The 21,218-nt window shown below is 55.3% G+C and carries 22 protein-coding genes; 5 read left to right on the top strand and 17 right to left on the bottom strand.

The annotated features are described in order from the left end of the window. The first annotated feature begins 84 nt into the window (after positions 1-84). From ACUY4S_RS07435 to ACUY4S_RS07420, 4 genes are all read left to right on the top strand, one after another. Positions 85-978, top strand: coding sequence for a TIGR01777 family oxidoreductase (locus ACUY4S_RS07435; RefSeq protein WP_312688150.1), 894 nt, complete (start codon positions 85-87; stop codon positions 976-978). 179 nt (positions 979-1,157) lie between these two features. Continuing rightward, complete coding sequence (locus ACUY4S_RS07430) at positions 1,158-1,718, top strand: hypothetical protein (protein ID WP_458022915.1); 561 nt, start codon at positions 1,158-1,160, stop codon at positions 1,716-1,718. Positions 1,719-1,810: 92 nt separating this feature from the next. Next, on the top strand, positions 1,811-2,320 hold the full coding sequence (locus ACUY4S_RS07425) for a GNAT family N-acetyltransferase (RefSeq protein ID WP_312688155.1): 510 nt from the start codon (positions 1,811-1,813) through the stop codon (positions 2,318-2,320). Positions 2,321-2,367: 47 nt separating this feature from the next. Then, complete coding sequence (locus ACUY4S_RS07420) at positions 2,368-2,943, top strand: hypothetical protein (RefSeq protein ID WP_458022916.1); 576 nt, start codon at positions 2,368-2,370, stop codon at positions 2,941-2,943. A gap of 5 nt (positions 2,944-2,948) precedes the next feature. On the opposite strand, the gene ACUY4S_RS07415 is transcribed toward ACUY4S_RS07420, so the two are convergent. The 3 genes from ACUY4S_RS07415 to dalD all read right to left on the bottom strand — a co-directional run bounded on the left by ACUY4S_RS07415 (position 2,949) and on the right by dalD (position 7,161). Further along, positions 2,949-4,229 carry an MFS transporter gene (locus ACUY4S_RS07415; RefSeq protein ID WP_312688160.1) on the bottom strand — a complete coding sequence of 427 codons (1,281 nt, stop codon included), beginning with the start codon at positions 4,227-4,229 and terminating at the stop codon, positions 2,949-2,951. A 63-nt stretch (positions 4,230-4,292) separates the two neighbouring features. Continuing rightward, positions 4,293-5,753 carry a xylulokinase gene (gene xylB, locus ACUY4S_RS07410; protein ID WP_458022917.1) on the bottom strand — a complete coding sequence of 487 codons (1,461 nt, stop codon included), beginning with the start codon at positions 5,751-5,753 and terminating at the stop codon, positions 4,293-4,295. A 10-nt stretch (positions 5,754-5,763) separates the two neighbouring features. Then, positions 5,764-7,161, bottom strand: coding sequence for a D-arabinitol 4-dehydrogenase (gene dalD / locus ACUY4S_RS07405; protein WP_312688165.1), 1,398 nt, complete (start codon positions 7,159-7,161; stop codon positions 5,764-5,766). A gap of 201 nt (positions 7,162-7,362) precedes the next feature. On the opposite strand from dalD, the gene ACUY4S_RS07400 reads away from it, so the two are divergent. Beyond that, entirely contained in the window at positions 7,363-8,319 is a 957-nt protein-coding gene (locus tag ACUY4S_RS07400; protein ID WP_458022918.1) for a sugar-binding transcriptional regulator, read from the top strand. A 27-nt stretch (positions 8,320-8,346) separates the two neighbouring features. Here the strand turns inward: ACUY4S_RS07400 and hisP are convergent, their stop codons facing one another. From hisP to ACUY4S_RS07330, 14 genes are all read right to left on the bottom strand, one after another. Next, the gene (gene hisP, locus ACUY4S_RS07395; RefSeq protein ID WP_312688171.1) at positions 8,347-9,120 is read right to left on the bottom strand and encodes a histidine ABC transporter ATP-binding protein HisP; all 774 of its coding nucleotides are present in this window, start codon (positions 9,118-9,120) and stop codon (positions 8,347-8,349) included. A 7-nt stretch (positions 9,121-9,127) separates the two neighbouring features. Then, complete coding sequence (locus ACUY4S_RS07390; protein WP_312688174.1) at positions 9,128-9,844, bottom strand: ABC transporter permease; 717 nt, start codon at positions 9,842-9,844, stop codon at positions 9,128-9,130. Then, positions 9,841-10,527 (bottom strand): histidine ABC transporter permease HisQ, encoded by a 687-nt coding sequence (locus ACUY4S_RS07385; protein WP_312688177.1) that lies wholly within the window; start codon positions 10,525-10,527, stop codon positions 9,841-9,843. The genes ACUY4S_RS07390 and ACUY4S_RS07385 overlap by 4 nt, the downstream gene beginning before the upstream one ends. A gap of 84 nt (positions 10,528-10,611) precedes the next feature. Next, on the bottom strand, positions 10,612-11,394 hold the full coding sequence (gene hisJ, locus ACUY4S_RS07380) for a histidine ABC transporter substrate-binding protein HisJ (protein ID WP_312688180.1): 783 nt from the start codon (positions 11,392-11,394) through the stop codon (positions 10,612-10,614). A 263-nt stretch (positions 11,395-11,657) separates the two neighbouring features. Then, positions 11,658-12,440, bottom strand: a complete 783-nt coding sequence (gene argT / locus ACUY4S_RS07375) for a lysine/arginine/ornithine ABC transporter substrate-binding protein ArgT (protein WP_312688183.1) — start codon at positions 12,438-12,440, stop codon at positions 11,658-11,660. A gap of 276 nt (positions 12,441-12,716) precedes the next feature. Next, positions 12,717-13,298, bottom strand: a complete 582-nt coding sequence (locus ACUY4S_RS07370; RefSeq protein ID WP_458022919.1) for a UbiX family flavin prenyltransferase — start codon at positions 13,296-13,298, stop codon at positions 12,717-12,719. A 96-nt stretch (positions 13,299-13,394) separates the two neighbouring features. Further along, a complete protein-coding gene (purF, locus tag ACUY4S_RS07365; protein ID WP_458022920.1) occupies positions 13,395-14,912 on the bottom strand; it encodes an amidophosphoribosyltransferase in 1,518 nt (505 codons plus the stop codon). A gap of 33 nt (positions 14,913-14,945) precedes the next feature. Further along, positions 14,946-15,434 carry a colicin V production protein gene (gene cvpA / locus ACUY4S_RS07360; RefSeq protein ID WP_312692410.1) on the bottom strand — a complete coding sequence of 163 codons (489 nt, stop codon included), beginning with the start codon at positions 15,432-15,434 and terminating at the stop codon, positions 14,946-14,948. A 197-nt stretch (positions 15,435-15,631) separates the two neighbouring features. Next, a complete protein-coding gene (gene dedD / locus ACUY4S_RS07355; RefSeq protein ID WP_458022921.1) occupies positions 15,632-16,342 on the bottom strand; it encodes a cell division protein DedD in 711 nt (236 codons plus the stop codon). After that, positions 16,332-17,600 carry a bifunctional tetrahydrofolate synthase/dihydrofolate synthase gene (gene folC, locus ACUY4S_RS07350; protein ID WP_458022922.1) on the bottom strand — a complete coding sequence of 423 codons (1,269 nt, stop codon included), beginning with the start codon at positions 17,598-17,600 and terminating at the stop codon, positions 16,332-16,334. The genes dedD and folC overlap by 11 nt, the downstream gene beginning before the upstream one ends. 69 nt (positions 17,601-17,669) lie before the next feature. Then, positions 17,670-18,584, bottom strand: a complete 915-nt coding sequence (gene accD / locus ACUY4S_RS07345; RefSeq protein WP_458022923.1) for an acetyl-CoA carboxylase, carboxyltransferase subunit beta — start codon at positions 18,582-18,584, stop codon at positions 17,670-17,672. Positions 18,585-18,687: 103 nt separating this feature from the next. Continuing rightward, positions 18,688-19,347, bottom strand: a complete 660-nt coding sequence (locus ACUY4S_RS07340; protein ID WP_458022924.1) for a DedA family protein — start codon at positions 19,345-19,347, stop codon at positions 18,688-18,690. Positions 19,348-19,374: 27 nt separating this feature from the next. After that, on the bottom strand, positions 19,375-20,187 hold the full coding sequence (truA, locus tag ACUY4S_RS07335; protein WP_312692400.1) for a tRNA pseudouridine(38-40) synthase TruA: 813 nt from the start codon (positions 20,185-20,187) through the stop codon (positions 19,375-19,377). Continuing rightward, positions 20,187-21,200: an aspartate-semialdehyde dehydrogenase gene (locus ACUY4S_RS07330; RefSeq protein WP_312692398.1), complete on the bottom strand. Its 1,014-nt coding sequence runs from the start codon at positions 21,198-21,200 to the stop codon at positions 20,187-20,189. Before ACUY4S_RS07330 ends, truA begins: the two co-directional genes overlap by 1 nt. Positions 21,201-21,218: the final 18 nt, after the last annotated feature.

Here is a 21,218-nt window from a genome sequence, read left to right as displayed (position 1 = left end):
ACTCAAGATGTGCTCAGCGTCGCATGCGCTTTTCGCCATGTCACTTATGCTGAGAGGAAATCAGAATAATTTCAGGAGGGAAGCATGAAGATACTGATTACCGGCGGTACAGGCCTGATTGGTCGTCATCTTATTCCCCGCCTGCTGGAGTTAAAACACAGCATCACGGTGGTGACCCGCAATCCCGCAAAAGCACAGCAGTTGCTGGATGCGCGCGTAACATTGTGGAAAGGCCTGGACGATCGTAACCATCTCAATGACATTGACGCGGTGATCAATCTGGCGGGTGAGCCTATCGCTGATAAACGCTGGAGCGAGGAGCAAAAACAGCGTCTGTGCAATAGCCGCTGGGCGATAACACAGCAGTTGGTGGACTTAATCCACGCCAGTGAAACGCCGCCGCAGGTACTGATTTCCGGATCTGCCTCTGGCTATTACGGCGATCTTGGTGAAGTGGTTGTGACCGAAGATGAGCCCCCGCACAACGAGTTTACGCATAAATTGTGCGCGCGTTGGGAGCAGATTGCCTGCGGTGCGCAAAGCGATCGCACCCGCGTATGTTTGCTGCGCACCGGCGTGGTACTGGCGCCGAAAGGCGGCATTCTCGGTAAACTGTTACCACTCTTCCGCCTTGGACTTGGCGGACCTATCGGCGATGGCCGTCAATATCTCGCGTGGATCCATATTGACGATATGCTGAACGGTATCCTCTGGCTGCTGGATAACGACTTACGTGGGCCGTTTAATATGGTTTCCCCTTACCCGGTACGTAACGAGCAGTTTGCCCACACATTGGGCCATGTGCTGCATCGCCCGGCGATTATGCGCGCCCCGGCAATGGCGGTACGCCTGATGATGGGAGAATCCTCGGTGCTGGTACTCGGCGGGCAGCGCGCCCTGCCCAAACGCCTCGAAGCCGCGGGCTTTGCTTTCCGCTGGTACGATCTGGAAGAGGCCCTGACGGACGTGGTGAACTAATCTCCTGGCGCGCGCCGTGCGCGCCGGGACTATCACCCTCTTCGTTACGCATCGCTCAAATAACGTTGCGACATTACCCTTCCCCCTTTTCCTTGCGGTGCTAAACTTTCGCCCCGGCGCCGCAAGGACTCTCCTCATGGGTGCCTCTTTTATTTGTCTGCAAAGGAACGATGCTGAACATGTCAAAAAAAGCGCGGCGGGTTGCACTGTGCTTATTGCTGGCCCTGTGGGGTGGGTGGGTATTTTATAGCTCACGGCTGCGGGTCAGAGCGTTTATGCGCGAGGATGCGCCAGATGCCGCAGTGATTGCCACCGTGACAGTGCTTATCGCTCTGTTCTGTGCCTGGCGAAGATGGCGCAGCGGTAACGCCAGCCCCTTTCACGCCCTGGCACCGTGGAAGATCTTTCTTTGCGTGCTCGCTTTCGTCGGCACCACGCTGTGGGCCATCCCGGAAGCCTGGGTGCAACTCACGGCAAAAGAGACGGTACGCAGCGAGATCATTTTTCGCCTCACATACCCGGGGCCGTCTTCAGGCCGCAATCATCACTGCGAAGCGGGCCTGCGTGTTGATGATGCCTGGTTGCACCGGCTGGTGGAGATCTGCACACATACGCACAAGGTTCCCTCGGATGCCAGCACCGTACAAATCGAAAAACGCATTGCCGCACGAGGAGCCGTGTTTGTGCGCTACCGTTTTGTCTCCGCCGCCGGGATACCGTACGGCTGGGAATATCTCTGACTGGCAGCAAAACTGCCCCACCATTTTTTGTGGCATCGCGCGCCGTGGTCCGGTGCTAAGCTTAAGCGCTTTGTCACAGGAAGAGCGATCGAATGACGTTGCAGACTCCCCGCTTTACCCTTAGCCACTTTCAGGAACACGACTGGCCTTTTTTTCTGCGTTTACGTCAGGATGGCGAGATCATGCGCTATATGGCTGAGGTCGCCTCCGAAGGACAAATCCGCACCTTATTTGACGACCGCCTGAAAGATAAAAACGCCTTTGTGATCCGCAATACGCAGGGTGAGGCCGTCGGCGATATTGGTATGCGCCCCAGCGTGCATCACCCGCACGAAGCGGATGTCGGTTATTCTATCTCACCGGAAGCCCAGGGATGCGGAGTGGCCTCTGAAGCCTTACAAGCGCTGTGCGAATATGCCTTTGCAAAGCGTGAAGTACGGGCACTCAACGCCTGGGTGCTTGCGGACAATCGGGGATCGGTACGGGTCCTGGAAAAGAGCGGTTTTCTGCGGGTTCAGGTGCTGGAAAAAGCCTTTCAGCTGAAGGGCAAGTATTACGACGACTGGGTTTTCCGCCGCGAAAAAGAGACGCTTACACGCTAACCGCCAGGGCACATCATTTACCGGAACAATATTACAGGGACAGGTCATTGTTTACGCCAACCAAAGGAAAATTAGCCCTCTTCGCACTTGTCGTGCTGGTGTGGTTTGCGTGGCTGCTCGCCACCTTCAGTCTCAGCCATAAAGTGTATTTGCGGTCCGATGCACCGGATACCTGGGTGATGGTATCCCTCGCCGTGCTGGTTGCGCTGGCGGTGGCCTGGCGCACAAAGGTGCGTGGCTATCGCCCTAAACCGCTGTTGCTGACCTTCTTCGTCACGTTGCTGTTTGTTGCTGTTACGCTGCTGTATGCTCCGGAAGCCTGGGTACGGATGACGGCGAAAACGCTGGTGCAGAGCGAAGTGACATTTTCAATTGGTCACCCTGGCCCGCCGATCACCAAAAACAAGCACTGCGAAGCCGGTCTGCGTTTTTACGATCGGTGGCTACAGCGCCCGATTGAACTCTGTACACGGGATGCGATTGTCCCCCCAGGCTCGCGTACCGTTCAACTGGAGAAACGCGTCACCGCCAGGGGCGCGGTCTTTACCCACTACCGCTTTATTTCTGCCGCCGGCGTGCCGCAAGGGTGGTGGCCCGTAACGCCGCCGTCACGGGCCAGGTAATGCCATCAGGCGCGTTGTTGCGCCTCTTCTTTGTGCGCTTTTTGCTGCTGCGGCACGCGTTTCGGCTGCGGCACTTTGATGATAAAGGTCAGGATCCCGGCAAAGATATACAGCCCGGTATAGGCCCACACCACGCCTACAATGTCGAAGAACGGCAGCAACGCTGAAGCAATCGCCGGTGCCACAAAGTTACTCATCCCGGCGGAGAGGTTATAAATCGATACCGCTGCGCCTTTATGGTGTGGTTCAAGCGTCGGGAACACGGCGGTCATTGGCACAAAGGCTGCGACAAAAATGCCCAACATCACTGCCGGGATCAGCGCCACCAGGAAGTTATGCCCGGCATACACGGGCAGGTAATAGAACGTCAGACTGGAGATTGCCATTCCCAGGCAACCGAACCAGCGAACCTGGCGGATCCAGCCAATATACTCCCCAGTGATCCCCCAGAAGATATTGGTAAAGATGGTGACAAAGAAGAATACCGCCCAGATTTGCAACCACTCGGAGATAGTAAAGCCCAGCCTGTCAACGAACAGCAGCGGCATGACAATGGCAAAACCAAAGAGCGACAACGTATTAATAATGCGGATCAGGCAGGCGTAGAAAATATCGCGGTTGGTAAACAGGATGGTGCCCGCGCGGGACAGCTCCCTGAACTTGTCGCGCAGGGGCAGATTCACTCTCGAGCGATCCACCGGGACGTGCCGCAAACTAAAGAAGGCCAGCAGCCCGCCGCTTGCCACCCAAGCGATGGCAAACCACAGCGTCCCAGTTTCACCAAAGGTGGGAATGGTGAGGCTCGGCAAATAACTACCGACCACGCCAATGCCGATTGAGTACATCGCCCAGAACCAGCCAGTCGCCGCTGCCAGATGCTGACGCGGCAGTACCTGCACCAGCATTAACATAAATGAGTAGATAAACAGCGGATAGGCCAGCCCGCGAATACCGTAAAACAGCAACATTAACGGATAGTTACGCAACCCCAGCCCCAGCGACATAAACAGTGCATGCATGATTATCCACAGCACAAAGCCGATGGTCATCGCCTTCTGTGGCGTGATCAACTCGGCTACCACGCCAGACGCCCACGCCGCCAGCGCTGCCGCCAGGCCATACAGCGTAAAGACCATCGCCGACTGCGCGGGCGAAAACCCCATATCCGTAATATGTTTTGACAGGAACGCCATTTCGAAGCCATCGCCCGCCATAAAAATGGCGATGGCCACAAATCCCCACAGCAGATGTTTCGGTAAGCCAAACCAATATTGTTTCGATTGCATAACCATCTTCCCGGCTTGAGAGAGAGGCCCCGACGCGGATATAGCCACCGGGGCGATGAGCGATTACGGCAGCAAAGTGCGCGCTGCCTGTTGTTGTTGATAAAGCAAGCGGAACAGCGCCAGCCGCTGTGCCAGCCAGGTACCCCGTTCAGGCTGCGGCGTATAATGCGCTGCCACAGGCGGCTTCAGGCAGACTTCCGCTTCCGCCCCGCCCTCTGCCAGCCAGGCGAGCTTCGCCGCTCCTAATGCGCCTGACGAACTGGCAGGATGCGTGACAATCGGGATTGCCAGCACATCGGCAATCAATTGCGCCCAGACATGGCTGCGCGCACCGCCGCCTGTCAGGCTGCATTGTGCAATCTGCGTATTACTCAGCACTTGCAAGCCATCCGCCAGACCAAAGGTCACGCCCTCAATCACCGCATACCCCAGCAACGCGCGGCTGGTTTCATGGCGCAGATTAAAAAAGCTGCCGCTGGCCTGCGGATCGTTGTGCGGCGTACGTTCCCCGGAAAGATAAGGCAAGAACAGCGGCGCACGGCGCAGCGCGTCGTCACTCAGCTGCGCGACCTCATCCATTAACTGACTTTCCGTCACCGACAGCAGATTACAGATCCAGCGCAGGCAGCTGGCGGCACTGAGCATCACGCTCATCTGATGCCAGCGGCCAGGCAAGGCATGGCAAAACGCATGTACGCCAGAACGCGGATCGGCCTGCAAGGCATCGTTAACCACAAAAATGACGCCTGAGGTGCCAAGCGAAATAAACGCATCTCCGGGTTGCACCGCCCCGACCCCCACGGCAGAAGTGGCGTTATCCCCACCACCGCCAGCGACAATAACTGACGAACTTAATCCCCATTCGGTCGCGAGCGAGGCGCGCAACGCCCCGCTTATCTCGCTGCCCTCAACCAACTCAGGCATCTGATCTCGCTGCAGATCGGTCATCGCCAACAATTCGTCTGACCAGTCGCGCTGCGCGACATCCAGCCACAGCGTGCCCGCCGCATCGGACGGATCGCTGACGAACGCGCCGGTCAGTCGCCAGCGCAGGTAGTCTTTCGGAAGCAACACTTTCGCCACCTGGCTGAAGATCTCCGGCTCGTGACGCGCAACCCACACCAGCTTCGGCGCGGTAAAACCTGGCATGATCATATTGCCGCTTATCGTCATCATTTCCGGATGGTGGTCGCGCAACCAGTCGCACTCGGCGGCGCTACGCGTGTCGTTCCACAGAATGCAGGGGCGTAACACATTGCCCTCACTATCGAGTAATACTGCGCCGTGCATCTGGCCGGAGAGACCCATTGCGCGGATCGCCGCCCATTGTTGCGGGTAGTGTTGACGCAGCTCGCTGACAACCCGCCCGCAGGCCTGCCACCAGGCTTGCGGATCCTGCTCCGCCCAGTGCGGATGTGGGCGTTGTACGGTGAGTGCGGCATGCGCAGAACCCACAATCTCTCCGTGGCCATCCAATAACAGCGCTTTCAGTTCCGAGGTTCCAATATCAATGCCCAGGTACATGACGCCTCCCTCAGGCTGTCGCCAGTTGTGCCTGCGGTTGTTTCACCCACTGCTCCAGCTCGTTAACGGTGCGTTTGAGCAGCGCAAGGAATGCCGGTGAATTCGCCAGCTCAGCAAACAGCGCTTCGTCTGCTGCCCAAACCGCCAGCGGATCCTCCGCTTTAAAGACGGCCCGTACTGCATCTGGCTGCATAACACCATCCTGATAGGTATATGGCAGCGAGCCGTCAGCCCAGCGCCGTAAAAACAGGAAAAACAGCCCCGGCAGCACCGCCGTGGCGGACGGCGACACGCCACGCTGATAACACTGGATCAAGGTCGGCGTTACCATACCGGGAATTTTTGATAAACCATCGGCAGCGACGCGTTGATTGGTGTCTTTGATATAGGGGTTGCCAAAGCGGGCCAGCACCACATCGCGGTACTGCGCCAGGTCAAGCGGGCTTGGGGTCAGCGAGGGGATCACGTCGCGGGAAACATACTCCCAGGCCATCTGTCTGATGGCGCTCTGCCGGGTACTTTCATCAATATAATTCAGGCCAATTAAGGTGCCGGCCCAGGCAATACAGCTATGGGTGGCGTTCAGAATGCGGATTTTCGCTTCTTCCCAGGGCAATACGGACTCGACCAGCTCGACGCCAACCTTTTCCAACGCCGGGCGGCCGTTAATAAAATCATCTTCAATGACCCACTGAATAAACGATTCGCCCATAACCGGCACGGCATCTTTAATGCCCGTCGCGGCCAGCACCCTTTCGGCAACATCCGGCGTCGGGCGCGGCGTGATACGGTCAACCATCGTGTTGGGTGAAGTGGTGTTATGCTCTACCCAGTCCCGCAGCGCCTGTTCACCTTTGGCCTGCAGGAAAGAGAGAAAACCATGACGGAAGCGTTCGCCGTTATGGCGCAGGTTGTCGCAGTTGAGCAACGTTACAGGGCCGCCATTATTGGCGATACGCTGTTTCAGGATGCGGGTCAGCGCACCATACAGAGTGCGAATGCCGCCCTGCAGATCGGTTTTAATATCTGCCTGTTGCAGATCCAGCTCATGTTCCGGGGTTAAGTAATAGCCGCTTTCCGTCACGGTAAAGGCAATGACACGGGTTTCGGCATCGGCCCCCTGAGCCACCAGCGCACTGATTTCGCTATCCCAGGCCAGCACTTTGCGGATCGAGGTGATAGTTTCGTACTGGCGTTCGCCCTCTGGCGACACCGTTTCCAACACATATTCGCCTTGCTGCGCAGCCAGCGCGCCAAGCAGCGCGTTAGCGTCATCTCGAATGTTGCCTAATGCAATACTCCAGCTGTCATCACCCTGCTGCATCAGCGTGTGTAAGTACCACGCCTGATGAGCCCGATGAAACGATCCTGCGCCTATGTGCATCCACACTGCTTTTTTACCGGACATAACCCTTACCTCACACTTGAGCATTTGACATTTTTACGGGCATCTGCCCGATTGTTGATTCTATGTTAGTAGCCGTAAGTGGAATCTTTCTGTGAAGCCTATCGCGAAATTGGCATTTGCCCTTCAGATAATCTTTTGCCCATTTCCGCAATGACATCATTAAGCGGTACACTGTGTGCAGGCTTTTTCGGGGATGCGTTGATGAACAAAGAAGAGAAAAAACAGGAGCTCGCCGCCCGCGCCGCCTGGATGTATTACGTGGCGGGGCTGACGCAACAGGATATTGCCACTGCGCTGGGTTTATCGCGCCAGGTGGCGCAACGGCTGATCTCCGGCGCGCGGGAAATGGGTATGGTAACCGTCAATATCAGCCATCCGGTCACGCGTTGTATGAAGCTGGCCAGCGAATTACAACAAAAGTATGCCCTGACGCTGTGCCGGGTGGTGCCCTCATCGGGTCTGGAAAACGAGGCCATTCAGCAGATGCTGGCCGTTGAAGGCGCAGACGTAATGGCGCAATTTATTGCAGCGGATAACGCACAGGTTTTTGGTATTGGCTCTGGCAAGACCCTGCGGGCGATTATCGACGCGCTACCGTGGTTCGAGCGCCCGCAGCACCAGTGTGTGTCAATGATCGGTGCCATCGCCCGGGATGATTCCGGTACGCGCTACGATGTGCCGCTGAAAATGGCTGAGAAAATGCAGGGCAAATATTATTTTATTCCGGCCCCGCTCTACGCCGACAGCCCGGAAGATAAAGTCATGTGGTGCCAGCATCAGGTTTATCAGCGAGTCGCAGAACGGGCACTGAATGCGGACATCACCTTCCTGGGGATTGGCGAAGTCGGTCTGGGTTGCCCGCTCAATGCCGAAGGTTTTATTACCGATGAACAGGTGCGGACACTGGAAGCACAGCAGGTTGCCGGCGAGATGCTGGGCCATTTCTTTAACCACCAGGGCGAGCGTCTGCACGGCGAACTGGACACGCTGCTCACCAGCGTGCCGCTGTGCAGCCATACTCCGCGCAAGGTGTACGCTTTTGCCGGTGGTGAGAAGAAATATCACGCTATTAGCGCCGCACTGGCGGGCAAATGGGTAAACGGTCTGGTTACAGACGAGGATACGGCAGTGAAGTTGCTGGCAGAAACGCAGGCCTGATAGCCGTCGCGCCATCAGGCCTGGTGCTTATTTTAACGAACCTTTGAGGAACTGTTGCAGGCGCGGGCTTTGCGGATTGGTGAACACCGCTTCCGGCGCGCCTTCTTCTTCAATCTTGCCCTGATGCAGGAAAATAACGTGGGTGGAAACGTGGCGCGCAAACCCCATTTCGTGGGTCACAACGACCATCGTTTTCCCCTCTTCCGCCAGCTGCTGCATAATGCGCAGCACCTCGCCGACCAGTTCGGGATCCAGCGCCGAGGTCGGTTCGTCGAACAACAATACTTCCGGCTCCATCGCCAGCGCACGGGCTATGGAAACACGTTGCTGTTGCCCACCGGACAGATGCACCGGGTATTTCTGCTGCTGCATCTCGTCAATACCCACCTTCGCCAGGTATTTCACCGCGCGTTCGCGCGCTTCCTGCTTGCTTAACCCCAGCACCTGAACCGGTGCTTCCATCACGTTTTCCAGCACGGTCATATGACTCCACAGATTGAAATGCTGGAAAACCATTGTCAGGCGAGTGCGCAGCAGGCGCAGTTGATTTTTGTCAGCCACCTTCAACTGACCGTCTTTGTCGCGGACCAGAGTAATGTTCTGCCCGTTGACCACGATCGAGCCTTCACTCGGTTTTTCGAGGAAGTTAATGCAGCGCAGAAAGGTGCTCTTACCGGAGCCGGAAGAGCCGATAATGCTGATCACATCGCCGGCATTTGCCTGCAATGACACACCTTTCAGAACTTCATGCGCGCCGTAGCGCTTGTGGAGATCGATAACGTTTAATTTATTCTCAGACATCGTATTCTCAGTGTGTCGAAGACGGTTTCATATGCTGCAGCCAGCGTTTTTCCGCTTTGCGGAACAGGCTAATCAGCACATAAGAGATAATCAGATACAGCACTGCCGCAATCCCAAACGCGGTGAACGGCTGGTAAGTGGCAGAGTTAATATCACGGGCGATTTTCAGCAGATCCGGCACGGTGGCGGTAAAAGCCAGTGCGGTGGAGTGCAGCATCAAAATCACCTCGTTGCTGTAGGCAGGCAGCGCAATGCGCAGCGCCGACGGCAGAATGATGCTGCGATACATTTTGAACGACGAGAAGCCATAAGCCCGCGCCGCTTCAATTTCACCGTGCGGCACCGAGCGAATCGCCCCGGCAAAAATCTCGGTGGTATAAGCACAAGTGTTCAGCGTTAACGCCAGCACCGTACAGTTCAGGCCGCTACGGAAAAACGCATTTAGCAGTTCAGTCCCTTTCACCACTTCCAGCGTGTACATACCGGAATAGAACACCAGCAGTTGCACATACAGCGGCGTACCGCGAAAGATGTAGGTAAACAACCAGATAGGGAAGCGGATAAATTTATTGCTGGAGACGCGCCCGATAGCAAGGAATACCGCCATCACGCCGCCCATCACCACCGAGGAGATCAGCAGCCACAACGTAATGGCCACGCCGGTCAGACGATAGCCGTCACTCCATATCAAGGATTTCCAGTACTCCTGAATAATCTCGATCACAGGTCAGCCCTCTTCACACCCACGGAGTAGCGACGTTCGAGAAGAAGCAGCACGCCATTGGAAACCGTTGTAAAAACCAGGTAAATCACGCCACAGACCACGGCAAAATAGAAGGGCTCCCAGGTGCTTTTCCCGGCGAGCTGGGTGGCTTTGACCACATCTTCCAGCCCGAGCAACGATACCAGCGCGGTGGCCTTGAGGATCACCTGCCAGTTGTTGCCGATACCCGGCAGCGCATAGCGCATCATGGCCGGAAACAGGATCCGCCGGAAGGTTTGTCGCCCGGTAAAACCGAAAGCCGTGGCAGCTTCAATATGCCCTTTCGGCACCGCCATGTAGGCGCCACGAAACGTTTCGGTGAAATAGGCACCGTAGATAAAGCCGAGGGTAATGATCCCTGCGACCATCGGATCGATATCCAGTTGTTCTATACCCATCGCATCGGTCACGGCGTTAAGGGCAATCTGCAGTCCGTAAAAAATCAGCAGCATTAATACCAGATCCGGCACACCGCGGATAAGCGTGGTGTAACCTTCGAATACCCATGCCAGCGGCCGGTTTTTCGACAGCTTCGCTCCCGCGCCCGCCAGACCAATCAGTACCGCCAGCACCACCGAACTGATCGCCAGTTCCAGCGTGACTAACGCACCGTGTAATATCACTTGAGAAAAACCGTACAGCATGCAGCTTGCCCTGTCGTGTGTGGTGTTTGCCGTGTCTCTTCCCCTCCGGAATTGGGAGGGGCCGCACGTTAAGCACGGGTGGGATTACCCACCGTAAACATCAAAATCAAAATACTTTTTCGCCAGTTTGTCGTACGTACCATCGGCACGCATCTGGGCAAACGCTTTGTTCAACGCTTCACGTAACTCATTGTCTTCTTTACGCAGGCCCATGCCGGTGCCAACGCCAAACAATTTTTCGTCTTTAATCGACGGGCCGCCAAATTTGTAGGCTTTGCCTTGAGGCGTTTTCAGGAAACCTTCACTGGCAGCGACTTCATCCTGGAACGCGGCATCAATACGGCCTGCTGTCAGGTCGGAGTAAATATTGTCCTGACCCTGATAGGATACGATTTCAACCCCTTTCGGCGCCCAGTTAACGTTGCCGTAGGTTTCCTGAGTCGTGCCTTGCAGGACGCCAATACGTTTGCCTTTCAGCTTATCCAGATCCGGCTGGACGTCAGAATCTTTTGCCACCACCAGGCGCGAATCTGCCGCGTAGAGCTTATCGGTGAAGGCAATTTCTTGCTGGCGTTTTTCCGTAATGGAGAGGGACGACATAATAACGTCGATTTTTTTCGCTTTCAGGGACGGGATCAGCGCGTCCAGCGGGTTTTCAATAAAGGTACATTGCGTATTAATGCGTTTGCACAATTCCTTCGCCAGATCGATATCAAAACCCACCAGTTCCCCCTGCGCATTCTTCGATTCAAAGGGAGCATAAGTCGGGTCAGTACCAATGCGTAATTTCTGCGGAATAGCGGCAAACACAGTGGAAATGCTGGATACAGCAAGCACCAGAGAAAGGGATAACACCAGTTTTTTCATCGTTGTCCTCAACTGACTGTCTTTTATAAGGGAATTCTGTGATCGATACGGTGGCGTTATCGTGCCATTATCTGCCCCGGCATGGCAAAAGATTCCGCCTGCACACTGGCTTTTTTTGCATTCAGAATGCGTAACTATGCATTAATGCACCACAAAAGTGCAGCGAATGCGCCATCATGGAACATTTACCGTATTTATGCACCACGCCCGTTTATTGGCGTGATGCATTTTCCCTCCGATCCGGTGCCCCGGACCATGCAGTCTTACTCGCCGTAAACGTTGAAGTCGAAGTACTTCTTCGCGAGCTTATCGTAGGTACCGTCTTTACGCAGTTCGGCAAACGCTTTGTCAAACGCGGCTTTCAGTTCGGTATCATCTTTGCGCAGACCAATACCGGTGCCGTCGCCAAAGTATTTCTTGTCTTTGACCGACGGGCCAGCAAAGGCATAATCCTTGCCGGCAGGCTGCTTCAGGAAGCCTTCGCTGGCAGCGACTTCATCCTGGAATGCGGCATCGAGACGGCCAGCAGCCAGATCGGAATAGATCAAATCCTGGTTCTGGTACGCCACCACATCAATGCCCTTGGTGCGCCAGTTGTCATTGGCGTAGCCTTCCTGCGTGGAGCCCTGCAACACGCCGACATGCTTGCCTTTCAGCGACTCCAGCGTCGGCTGGATCGGCGACCCTTTGGCGGCAATCAGACGTGAATCTGCGGCGTAGAGCTTGTCAGAGAAGGCAATTTCCTGCTGACGTTTTTCCGTGATCGACAGAGAAGAGATAATGGCGTCGATTTTCTTCGCTTTCAGTGACGGGATCAGCGCATCAAAATCGCTGCCGACCCAGGTGCATTTGACATGGATCCGTTTGCACATCTCATTGCCGAGATCAATATCGAAACCTACAAACTCCCCTTTCGCATCCTTGGATGAGAACGGCGCGTAAGTGGCATCAGTACCAATACGTACCGTCTGGGGAAGCGCTGCATAAACGCTGGCGGTCGCAGACAGACCCAGCATTAAAGACAGAGCGAGAACCGTCTTCTTCATACATTACCCTCAAGTGTTCTGTTTTTATTGTGTATTGCGTTGTGTTGTGTGTCTTGCTGACTGTTAGCTTGCACGTCTTATGCCAGTTTCACGCAGGGAACGGATTACCGCGTTAAATTTGTTAATAAAACGTTGCAAGTTAGTCTTAATGATGAAAGATAGCAGGTCTGCCGAACGAACCGGAATGCTAAACAGGGTAAAGAGGGGATTAAATGTTGAGGATATGATCACGCTTGCAGAATTGCCCCCAAAAGGCGCACGCCAGACAGCGGCGCACTATTTTGTGGCATCGCCCCCTTGCCAGCGGGTAAAAAGATCCTGCGGCAAATCGATAGCAAACTGATCCAGCACACGATTGACCGTCTGATCAATCACCTCATCAAGAGACTTCGGGCGATGATAAAACGCTGGCACGGGCGGCATGATCACTGCACCCAGCTCCGCCGCCTGAGTCATTAAACGCAGGTGCCCAAGATGCAACGGCGTTTCGCGCACGCACAACACCAAGGGACGCCGCTCTTTCAGCACCACATCCGCCGCACGCGTCAGCAGACCGTCAGTGTAGCTGTGCACAATGCCGGAGAGAGTTTTAATCGAACAGGGAAGAATAACCATGCCGGCAGTTTTGAACGAACCGGAAGAGATGCTGGCGGCGATATCACGCGCATCATGCACGACATTCGCCAGCGACTGCACATCACGCAATGAAAAATCGGTTTCCAGAGCAAGGGTCTGACGGGCGGCCTGACTCATTACCAGATGGGTTTCAACGTCCGCCACGTCGCGCAAAATTTGCAACAGACGCACGCCATAAATGGCGCCGCTGGCACCTGAAATACCCACAATAAGTCGTTTCATTCGATTATCCACCCGCCCGAAATTTTCGCAGACTTTGCCTGATTATAGAGGGCGTTGCAACAGATTGCGCCCCTCAGAACGAGGGGCGCGAAAGGATTAGCCTTCGTTGTGCATTTCTAAGCTTTCCACTTCGTTCTGACGCAGCACCGCTTTGGCATCGTCATTACGCAGCGAATCCAGATAGTCGAGATACTGCTGGTTCACATCTTTGGTGACGTAGACACCGTTAAAAACGGAGCATTCGAACTGCTGAATATCCGGATTTTCAGCGCGTACCGCTTCAATCAGATCATTGAGATCCTGGAAGATCAGGCCATCGGCACCAATAATCTGGCGGATCTCATCCACTTCACGACCATGAGCAATCAGCTCGTTGGCAGTCGGCATATCAATGCCGTACACGTTCGGGAAGCGAATTTCCGGCGCAGCAGACGCGAGATACACTTTTTTCGCTCCGGCTTCGCGCGCCATTTCAATAATTTGCTCAGAGGTGGTACCGCGCACAATGGAGTCATCCACCAGCAGGACATTCTTGTCACGGAACTCAGCACGGTTAGCGTTCAGCTTGCGGCGCACCGATTTACGGCGTAATTGCTGGCCCGGCATGATAAAGGTACGGCCAACGTAGCGGTTTTTCACAAACCCCTGGCGGTACGGTTTACCGAGGATGCGCGCGATTTCCAGCGCAATATCACAAGAGGTTTCGGGGATCGGGATCACCACGTCGATGTCCAGATCTTCCCACTCGCGGGCAATCTTCTCGCCAAGCTTGGTGCCCATATTGACACGTGCGCTATAGACGGAAATTTTATCGATAAAGGAGTCCGGACGCGCAAAATAGACGTATTCGAACAGGCACGGGTTGCTGACCGGGTTATCGGCACACTGGCGGGTAAACAGTTGCCCTTTTTCGGTAATGTAGACCGCTTCACCGGGGGCCACATCACGCAGGAACTCAAAGCCAAGCGTATCCAGCGCCACGCTTTCAGACGCCACCATAAACTCAGTGCGGCCGTCGCCGATGTCACGCTTGCCCAGCACCAGCGGGCGGATACCGTTCGGGTCGCGGAACGCAACCATACCGTGGCCGATGATCATCGCCACGCAGGCATAAGCGCCGCGGATTTGACGGTTAGTGGCGGCAACGGCGGCGAAAATATTGTCTGCTTCCAGCGGATAATGACGGAAGTTATCCAGCTCGCTGGCAAAAACGTTGAGCAGAATTTCAGAATCAGACGTGGTGTTAATGTGGCGACGTTTCTCTTCAAACAGCTTTTTACGCAGTTCGTGGGCATTGGTCAGGTTGCCGTTATGCGCCAGCGTGATGCCGTAAGGAGAGTTAACATAAAAAGGCTGCGCTTCAGACGCGCTGGAGCTACCAGCAGTAGGATAACGTACGTGACCAATCCCCATATTGCCCTGAAGTCGCTGCATATGGCGGGCTTCAAACACATCACTCACCAGGCCATTTGCTTTGCGCAGACGGAAACAGTTGCTTGCATCAATGGTGATGATGCCTGCGGCATCCTGCCCACGGTGCTGTAACACCGTTAACGCATCATAAATCGACTGGTTTACCGGCATAACACCGGCGATACCGACAATACCGCACATACGTCTTTTCCTCGTTAAGCCACATCTCAGGGCTTATGCCCTGGGCAAGAAACTCGACGAACTTTGCAGATAGTCAAAGAACCATCTGATGATGAAGCTGAATTGCGGGATAAGCTGCGACTTTTGCCAGTCTTCGCTTTTCGACAGGCCTGTAAAGGTATCCAGAAAGAACAGAATGGCGGCGACGATTAGCACGCCACGCAGCGCGCCAAAACAGATCCCCAACACCCTGTCTGTACCCGACAGGCCGGTTTTCTCCACCAGCGCACCTAACACGTAGTTAACGATAGCGCCAACAATCAGCGTCGCGATGAACAGTATGCCGATGGCGATACCATTACGCACCAGTTCATCGTCAAAGCCCGTGAACCAGACAGACAGGTAAGTGTAGTAATGACTGGCAACAAAGAAAGCACAGCCCCATGTCACCAGCGATAACGCTTCACGAACAAAGCCGCGGATCAGGCTTACCAGACAAGAAAAACCAATCACCGCAATGATGGCGTAATCAATCCAGACCATATGTGTCCCACGATTTTACGCCCTGTCGTCCAGTTCGGGGCGAATTCTAACAGAAAAAGAAAACGTTTGCGTAGGGATTTCCTTCCCGCGCGTAAATAAAAATGGCGCTGAAAAAATATTCAACGCCACGGTTCTGGTCGCCAGTTATCTGGGCGTATTTTGCACGATTCCCTTCGTGCCTTCAGCAGGTGCCTGATTTAGTTTGGCGTATATCCCATTACCACACCGTTCAGTCCTGATAACTGATTCAGCTCGCCGAGCGAACCTTTTAGCTTGTCTCGCGAGGCGTCCGGCCCCACCAGAATACGGGTGATTTTACCCTGAACCGGCGTGCCCGGCGACGTGTAAACGCGATAACCCGCACCGCGTAATTTGCCGACAATTTCATTGACCTTATCGGCATTTTTCAGTGCGCCAAGCTGCACAACATACGCTTTGCCCGTCGGCGTCGGTTTCTCCTCCTGCGCTTTCGGCGGCGCAGTCGGTTCTTCATTTGCCATCGCCAGTTGCTCGCTGGTTTTGTCCCGCGAGGAAGGCTGTTGCGTCTGCGGTTTCGGCTGCGGTTTTTCTACCGGCTTAGGTTTCGATTGCGTGACCGGCGGCGTAATGACGTCCTGGGTACCATTACCGCTGGCCGCCAGCCTTGAAGCATCCAACGACGGTGCAGCAGCATCGCCCGCCCGCACCTCTTCCGCCGCGCCTTCCGGCGGCTGTGACGGCAACGCCTGCGTTGCTGCCGGCATCATATCTGGCTCATCGCGGTCGCCGGGTTTCGGCACCAGCGGGATCGCCGCAAATTCATCCTGATAGTGTTTTTTTTGCCCGTCGAGTAACCCTGGAAGAATAATCACCCCGAGTGCGACCAGCACAATAGTTCCCATTAAACGGTTCTGAAACTTACTCGCCACCGGTTCTCCCCGCTTCCATCGCTTCCATGACATGCGCCACCGTATGGAACGAACCACACACCAGCACGGTATCACAGACGTTTGCTTCCGCCATTGCCGCCTGCCAGGCCTGCGCCACATCCGGCCATGCCCGACCCATTTTAAGGTGCGACAGCAGCTCTTCCGCTGTTGCACCGCGCGGCCCTTCCAGAGGGGCACAATACCAGCTATCGACCACCGGCTCCAGACAGGCCAACGTCCCGGCAATGTCTTTGTCATGCAGCATGCCAATCACCGCCAGTACGCGACCCGTTTTCGGTAGCGCCGCCAGTCGTCCGGCGAGATAGCCTGCAGCATGAGGATTATGCGCGACATCCAGGATCAGACGGGGCGACTCGCTCACAATCTGAAAACGGCCCGGTAAAATCGCCCCGGCGATGCCGTCGCGGATTGCCCGCTCGCTGATCGGCAATGCACTGGCACGCAACGCAGCCAGCGCCGTGGCGGCATTCGGTTGCGGCACCTGCGGCAGCGGTAAGCCGTTCAGTTCGCCCTGCGCATCATAAAAACGCCAGCTCTCTGCGTTCACTTCATAATGCCAGTCCACACCACGACGCAACAGTAATGCGCCTTTCTCCTGCGCGACGTCGCCGATGGTATGCGGCATATCCGGCTCGCCGACTACCGCCGGTTTGCCTGCACGGAAGATCCCCGCTTTTTCACGACCAATGCTTTCGCGATCCGGCCCCAGCCAGTCGGTATGATCGAGGGCAATGCTGGTCACTACCGCCACATCGGCATCGACCATATTGGTGGCGTCAAGACGACCGCCCAACCCCACCTCGAGGATCACCACATCCAGTTGAGCCTGCTTAAACAGCCACAATGCAGAGAGTGTGCCGTATTCAAAATAACTCAGCGAGATATCTCCGCGCACGGCTTCGATTTCAGCAAAAGAGGCCGTATGGGCTGATTCATTCAGCTCCCCGCCCTGCACACGGACACGCTCGGTATAGCGGACAAGATGCGGTGAACTGTAAACCCCCACGCGGTAGCCCGCTGCTAACAGCACCGATTCCAGCGTCCGGCAGGTGGTGCCTTTGCCGTTGGTGCCTGCGACCGTAAAAACGAATGGCGCGGGGCGCAACACATCGAGACGTGCAGCCACCTGGCTTACGCGCTCAAGGCCCAGATCGATGGTTTTACTGTGCAGGTTTTCCAGATAAGAAAGCCACGCGGCCAGGGGCGACGTGGCTTGCGGAATACGTTTCGTTTCCATGGTGCCCGTTGGTATGTCCGGTTTGAAAAGCAAAAGGGCAGTGCCTGGTGGCCCTGCCCTTCGGTATTATCAGGCTTCGCCTTCCTGAGCGGCCGGTGATGGGATCACCGTTCCGGTTTGTACGTCTTCCGGGTCTGGCGCAGGCAGATTCATCAGCTTCGCCAGAATGCGCGCCAGTTTCAGACGCAGTTCCGGGCGACGAATGATCATATCGATCGCGCCTTTTTCGATCAGGAACTCACTGCGCTGGAAGCCCGGCGGCAGTTTTTCACGCACGGTTTGTTCAATAACACGCGGGCCGGCAAAGCCAATCAGCGCTTTCGGCTCAGCAATGTTCAGGTCGCCCAGCATTGCGAAGCTGGCGGAAACACCGCCCATAGTCGGGTCGGTCAGAACAGAAATATAAGGCAGACCGCGCTCCTGCATTTTTGCCAGCGCCGCAGAGGTCTTCGCCATCTGCATCAGCGACATCAGCGCTTCTTGCATACGCGCACCGCCGGAAGCGGAGAAGCAGATCAGCGGGCAGTTATCTTCCAGCGCCTGCTCAACCGCACGCACGAAACGCGCGCCAACCACAGAACCCATTGAGCCGCCCATAAAGGAGAACTCGAATGCTGCAGCCACGACCGGCATGCCGTGCAGCGTGCCTTTCATTACCACCAGCGCATCTTTTTCGCCCGTTTCTTTCTGGGCAGACGCCAGGCGGTCTTTGTATTTTTTAGAGTCGCGGAACTTCAGCACATCTTTTGGCTCAAGCTCGCTACCCAGTTCCACCAGTGAACCTTCATCCAGCAGGCTATGCAGGCGATTACGCGCTGTCATACGCATGTGGTGGTCACATTTCGGGCAGACCTCAAGGTTACGCTCCAGCTCGGCGCGGTACAGCACCTGGCCGCAGCTATCGCATTTTGTCCACACGCCTTCAGGAATGCTTGCCTTACGGGTGGGGGTAATGTTGCTCTTAATTCTTTCAATCCAGCTCATTGATAACCTTTATACATGAACCTGGTAGCCCATAAATGGTGCACATTAAAACATAACGGTTCGCAACTTGGGATAAAAAAGTGGTCGAACCGCCGTTGACTTCTTATTTTGCCTGCCGCGACGCGGCGCGACGGTGGCGTATTATCTCATACACACCGGGAAGTATAGACATCACGATGATTCCCACAATCAGTAGCTTAAGATTCTGCTGAATCGCCGGAATAGTGCCGAAGAAATACCCGGCGTAGGTAAACAGTAATACCCACAGCAGCGCTCCCACCACGTTGAACATGGCGAAATGGCGATATGACATATGCCCCATGCCCGCGACAAAAGGGGCAAATGTACGCACAATCGGTACAAAGCGCGCCAGAATAATTGTTTTTCCGCCGTGTTTCTCATAAAACTGATGCGTTTTATCAAGATAGCTACGCCGGAAAATTTTTGAATTAGGATTGCTGAATAATCGCTCGCCAAACAAGCGCCCAATGGTGTAATTCACCGCATCGCCGAGAATAGCGGCAATTAACATCAACAACACCATGGTATGTACGTTCAGGTCGTTGGTTTCCAAAGACGCCAGCGCCCCGGCAACAAACAGCAGCGAGTCTCCCGGCAGGAATGGCGTTACCACCAGCCCGGTTTCGCAAAACAAGATCAAAAACAGAATGCCGTACACCCACATGCCGTATTGAGCGACCAGTTCTGCCAGGTGAACGTCAATGTGCAGGATGAAATCAATCAGAAAGCGTATTAAGTCCATGTGTGCTTATGCCTTTTTCATTTGCGACTAGTCCGCCAGGAACAGCGGGCCCATTGGCATGACGGGAAGGGCAAAATGCGATGGATAATCCACCGACACCAGATAGAGCCCTTCCGCTTTCGCCGTTGCTGCCGCCAGCGTTCTGTCCTTTACCGCCAGCAGCTCTGCTATCCAGCTCTCCGGCTGGTTGTGGGCGCCTACTTCCATCAGGCTGCCAACAATATTCCTGACCATATGATGTACAAAGGCATTGGCTTTGATATCGACCACCACATATGCGCCATGGCGACTGACGTTGATATGCATCAGATTGCGCCACGGTGTACGCGACTGACACTGCACCGCGCGAAACGAGGTAAAGTCATTCTCACCGATAAGACACTGTGCGGCACGGTGCATCCGCTCCGCATCCAGCGGATGATAATAGTGTGTCACGCCCTGGCCTAACACCGCCGGGCGCAGTCGATGATTATAAATGACGTAGCGGTAACGGCGGGCCGTTGCGCTAAAACGGGCATGAAAATCATCGGGCACATCTTTGACCCAACGCACCGCAATGTCACCAGGCAAATTCGCATTTACACCCAGTGTCCAGGCGGCATCTTTACGCCGGGCTGTGGTTTCAAAGTGCACCACCTGCCCGGTCGCATGCACGCCCGCGTCGGTACGCCCGGCGCAAAATACGGTGATTGGTTCATCCGCTACCTGCGAGAGCGCTTTTTCCAGCTTCTCCTGCACGCTGCGAACTTCCTGCTGACGCTGCCAGCCATAATATTTGCTACCGTCGTACTCAATGCCAAGAGCGATTTTGTACACCGGCGCTTTTAGCTCGTCCTGCATCAGTACAGATACTCCTGCACCAGTTTTTCGGCGATTTTTACCGCCATCAGCGCCCCGCCAAAACGAACGTTATCGGCAACGGACCAAAACTGGATCTGCTCAGGCATACCGTAATCATTACGTACACACCCTACAGAGAGATGGGCCTGGCCGGATGCATCGCCGACCTGCGTCGGGAACGCATTCTCCTCTGACAGCGCGATATCTTCAAAACGGCCGAACGCGTCCCGTGCTTCTTCAGCCGCCAGTGGACGCAGAGCTTCAAAGCTGACCAACTGCGCATGACCATAAAACACCGGAGACTGTACGCAGCTGGCAGAGATCATCAGGCCGTCATCCTGCAAAATTTTGCGCGTCTGATCGATGAGGGTACGTTCTTCACGCACACTGCCCTGGCTGTCTGCCAGCAACGGCAACATATTGAATGCCAGCTGGCGGCCAAAATAGTCATCTTCATCAATCGGAATACCATTCAGCAATTTCGCACTCTGCCCGGCGAGCGCATCCACAGCTTGTTTCCCGTTACGGGAAACAGACAGCATGGCGGTGACGCCAATGCGCGATAATCCGCCTTCGTCAATCAGCGGCTTCAGCGCCGCCAGCAACTGGCTGGTCAGGCTGTCCGGCACGGCAACGATATTGCGGTTACGGTAATCAGCCAGCACAAAGGGGTTAACATCCGGCATGACCAGCGGCACATCCGGCTCCAGCGCGAACAGACCGCTGGTGTCGATCACTAGACAACCCGCGTTGGTCGCTTCTTCAATATAGGTGGCAGAAGCCTGCGCCCCAGCGACAAAAAACGCCAGCTGCGCCTGCGTCCAGTCAAACTCAGCCGCATCTTCCACACGCACGGTTTTACCGGCGAAACGCAGGTTCTCGCCTGCGCTTTCACTGCGCGCCAGTGCGTAGAGTTCGCCTACCGGGAACTGGCGCTCCGCCAGCGTTTCGAGCAAGGCTTCTCCGACAGCGCCCGTTGCGCCAAGAACGGCAATATTCCAGCCTTCAGACATGGTGAATTACTCCAGAAA

The organism is Kosakonia beeri (genome assembly GCF_054165705.1).
Note: the sequence above shows the minus strand (reverse complement) of the source record. Positions and strands in the feature narration are given on the sequence as shown.

Bases quoted from the DNA above. Each gene is read 5' to 3' on its own strand.
- cvpA (WP_312692410.1), bottom strand. From the start codon at position 15,434: ATGGTCTGGATTGATTACGCCATCATTGCGGTGATTGGTTTTTCTTGT.
- hisJ (WP_312688180.1), bottom strand. From the start codon at position 11,394: ATGAAAAAACTGGTGTTATCCCTTTCTCTGGTGCTTGCTGTATCCAGC.
- ACUY4S_RS07385 (WP_312688177.1), bottom strand. From the start codon at position 10,527: ATGCTGTACGGTTTTTCTCAAGTGATATTACACGGTGCGTTAGTCACG.
- ACUY4S_RS07400 (WP_458022918.1), top strand. From the start codon at position 7,363: ATGAACAAAGAAGAGAAAAAACAGGAGCTCGCCGCCCGCGCCGCCTGG.
- ACUY4S_RS07340 (WP_458022924.1), bottom strand. From the start codon at position 19,347: ATGGACTTAATACGCTTTCTGATTGATTTCATCCTGCACATTGACGTT.
- ACUY4S_RS07430 (WP_458022915.1), top strand. From the start codon at position 1,158: ATGTCAAAAAAAGCGCGGCGGGTTGCACTGTGCTTATTGCTGGCCCTG.
- purF (WP_458022920.1), bottom strand. From the start codon at position 14,912: ATGTGCGGTATTGTCGGTATCGCCGGTGTTATGCCGGTAAACCAGTCG.
- dalD (WP_312688165.1), bottom strand. From the start codon at position 7,161: ATGTCCGGTAAAAAAGCAGTGTGGATGCACATAGGCGCAGGATCGTTT.
- argT (WP_312688183.1), bottom strand. From the start codon at position 12,440: ATGAAGAAGACGGTTCTCGCTCTGTCTTTAATGCTGGGTCTGTCTGCG.
- xylB (WP_458022917.1), bottom strand. From the start codon at position 5,753: ATGTACCTGGGCATTGATATTGGAACCTCGGAACTGAAAGCGCTGTTA.
- ACUY4S_RS07370 (WP_458022919.1), bottom strand. From the start codon at position 13,298: ATGAAACGACTTATTGTGGGTATTTCAGGTGCCAGCGGCGCCATTTAT.
- ACUY4S_RS07415 (WP_312688160.1), bottom strand. From the start codon at position 4,229: ATGCAATCGAAACAATATTGGTTTGGCTTACCGAAACATCTGCTGTGG.
- ACUY4S_RS07425 (WP_312688155.1), top strand. From the start codon at position 1,811: ATGACGTTGCAGACTCCCCGCTTTACCCTTAGCCACTTTCAGGAACAC.
- truA (WP_312692400.1), bottom strand. From the start codon at position 20,187: ATGCAGGACGAGCTAAAAGCGCCGGTGTACAAAATCGCTCTTGGCATT.
- ACUY4S_RS07435 (WP_312688150.1), top strand. From the start codon at position 85: ATGAAGATACTGATTACCGGCGGTACAGGCCTGATTGGTCGTCATCTT.
- ACUY4S_RS07330 (WP_312692398.1), bottom strand. From the start codon at position 21,200: ATGTCTGAAGGCTGGAATATTGCCGTTCTTGGCGCAACGGGCGCTGTC.
- folC (WP_458022922.1), bottom strand. From the start codon at position 17,600: ATGGAAACGAAACGTATTCCGCAAGCCACGTCGCCCCTGGCCGCGTGG.
- hisP (WP_312688171.1), bottom strand. From the start codon at position 9,120: ATGTCTGAGAATAAATTAAACGTTATCGATCTCCACAAGCGCTACGGC.
- accD (WP_458022923.1), bottom strand. From the start codon at position 18,584: ATGAGCTGGATTGAAAGAATTAAGAGCAACATTACCCCCACCCGTAAG.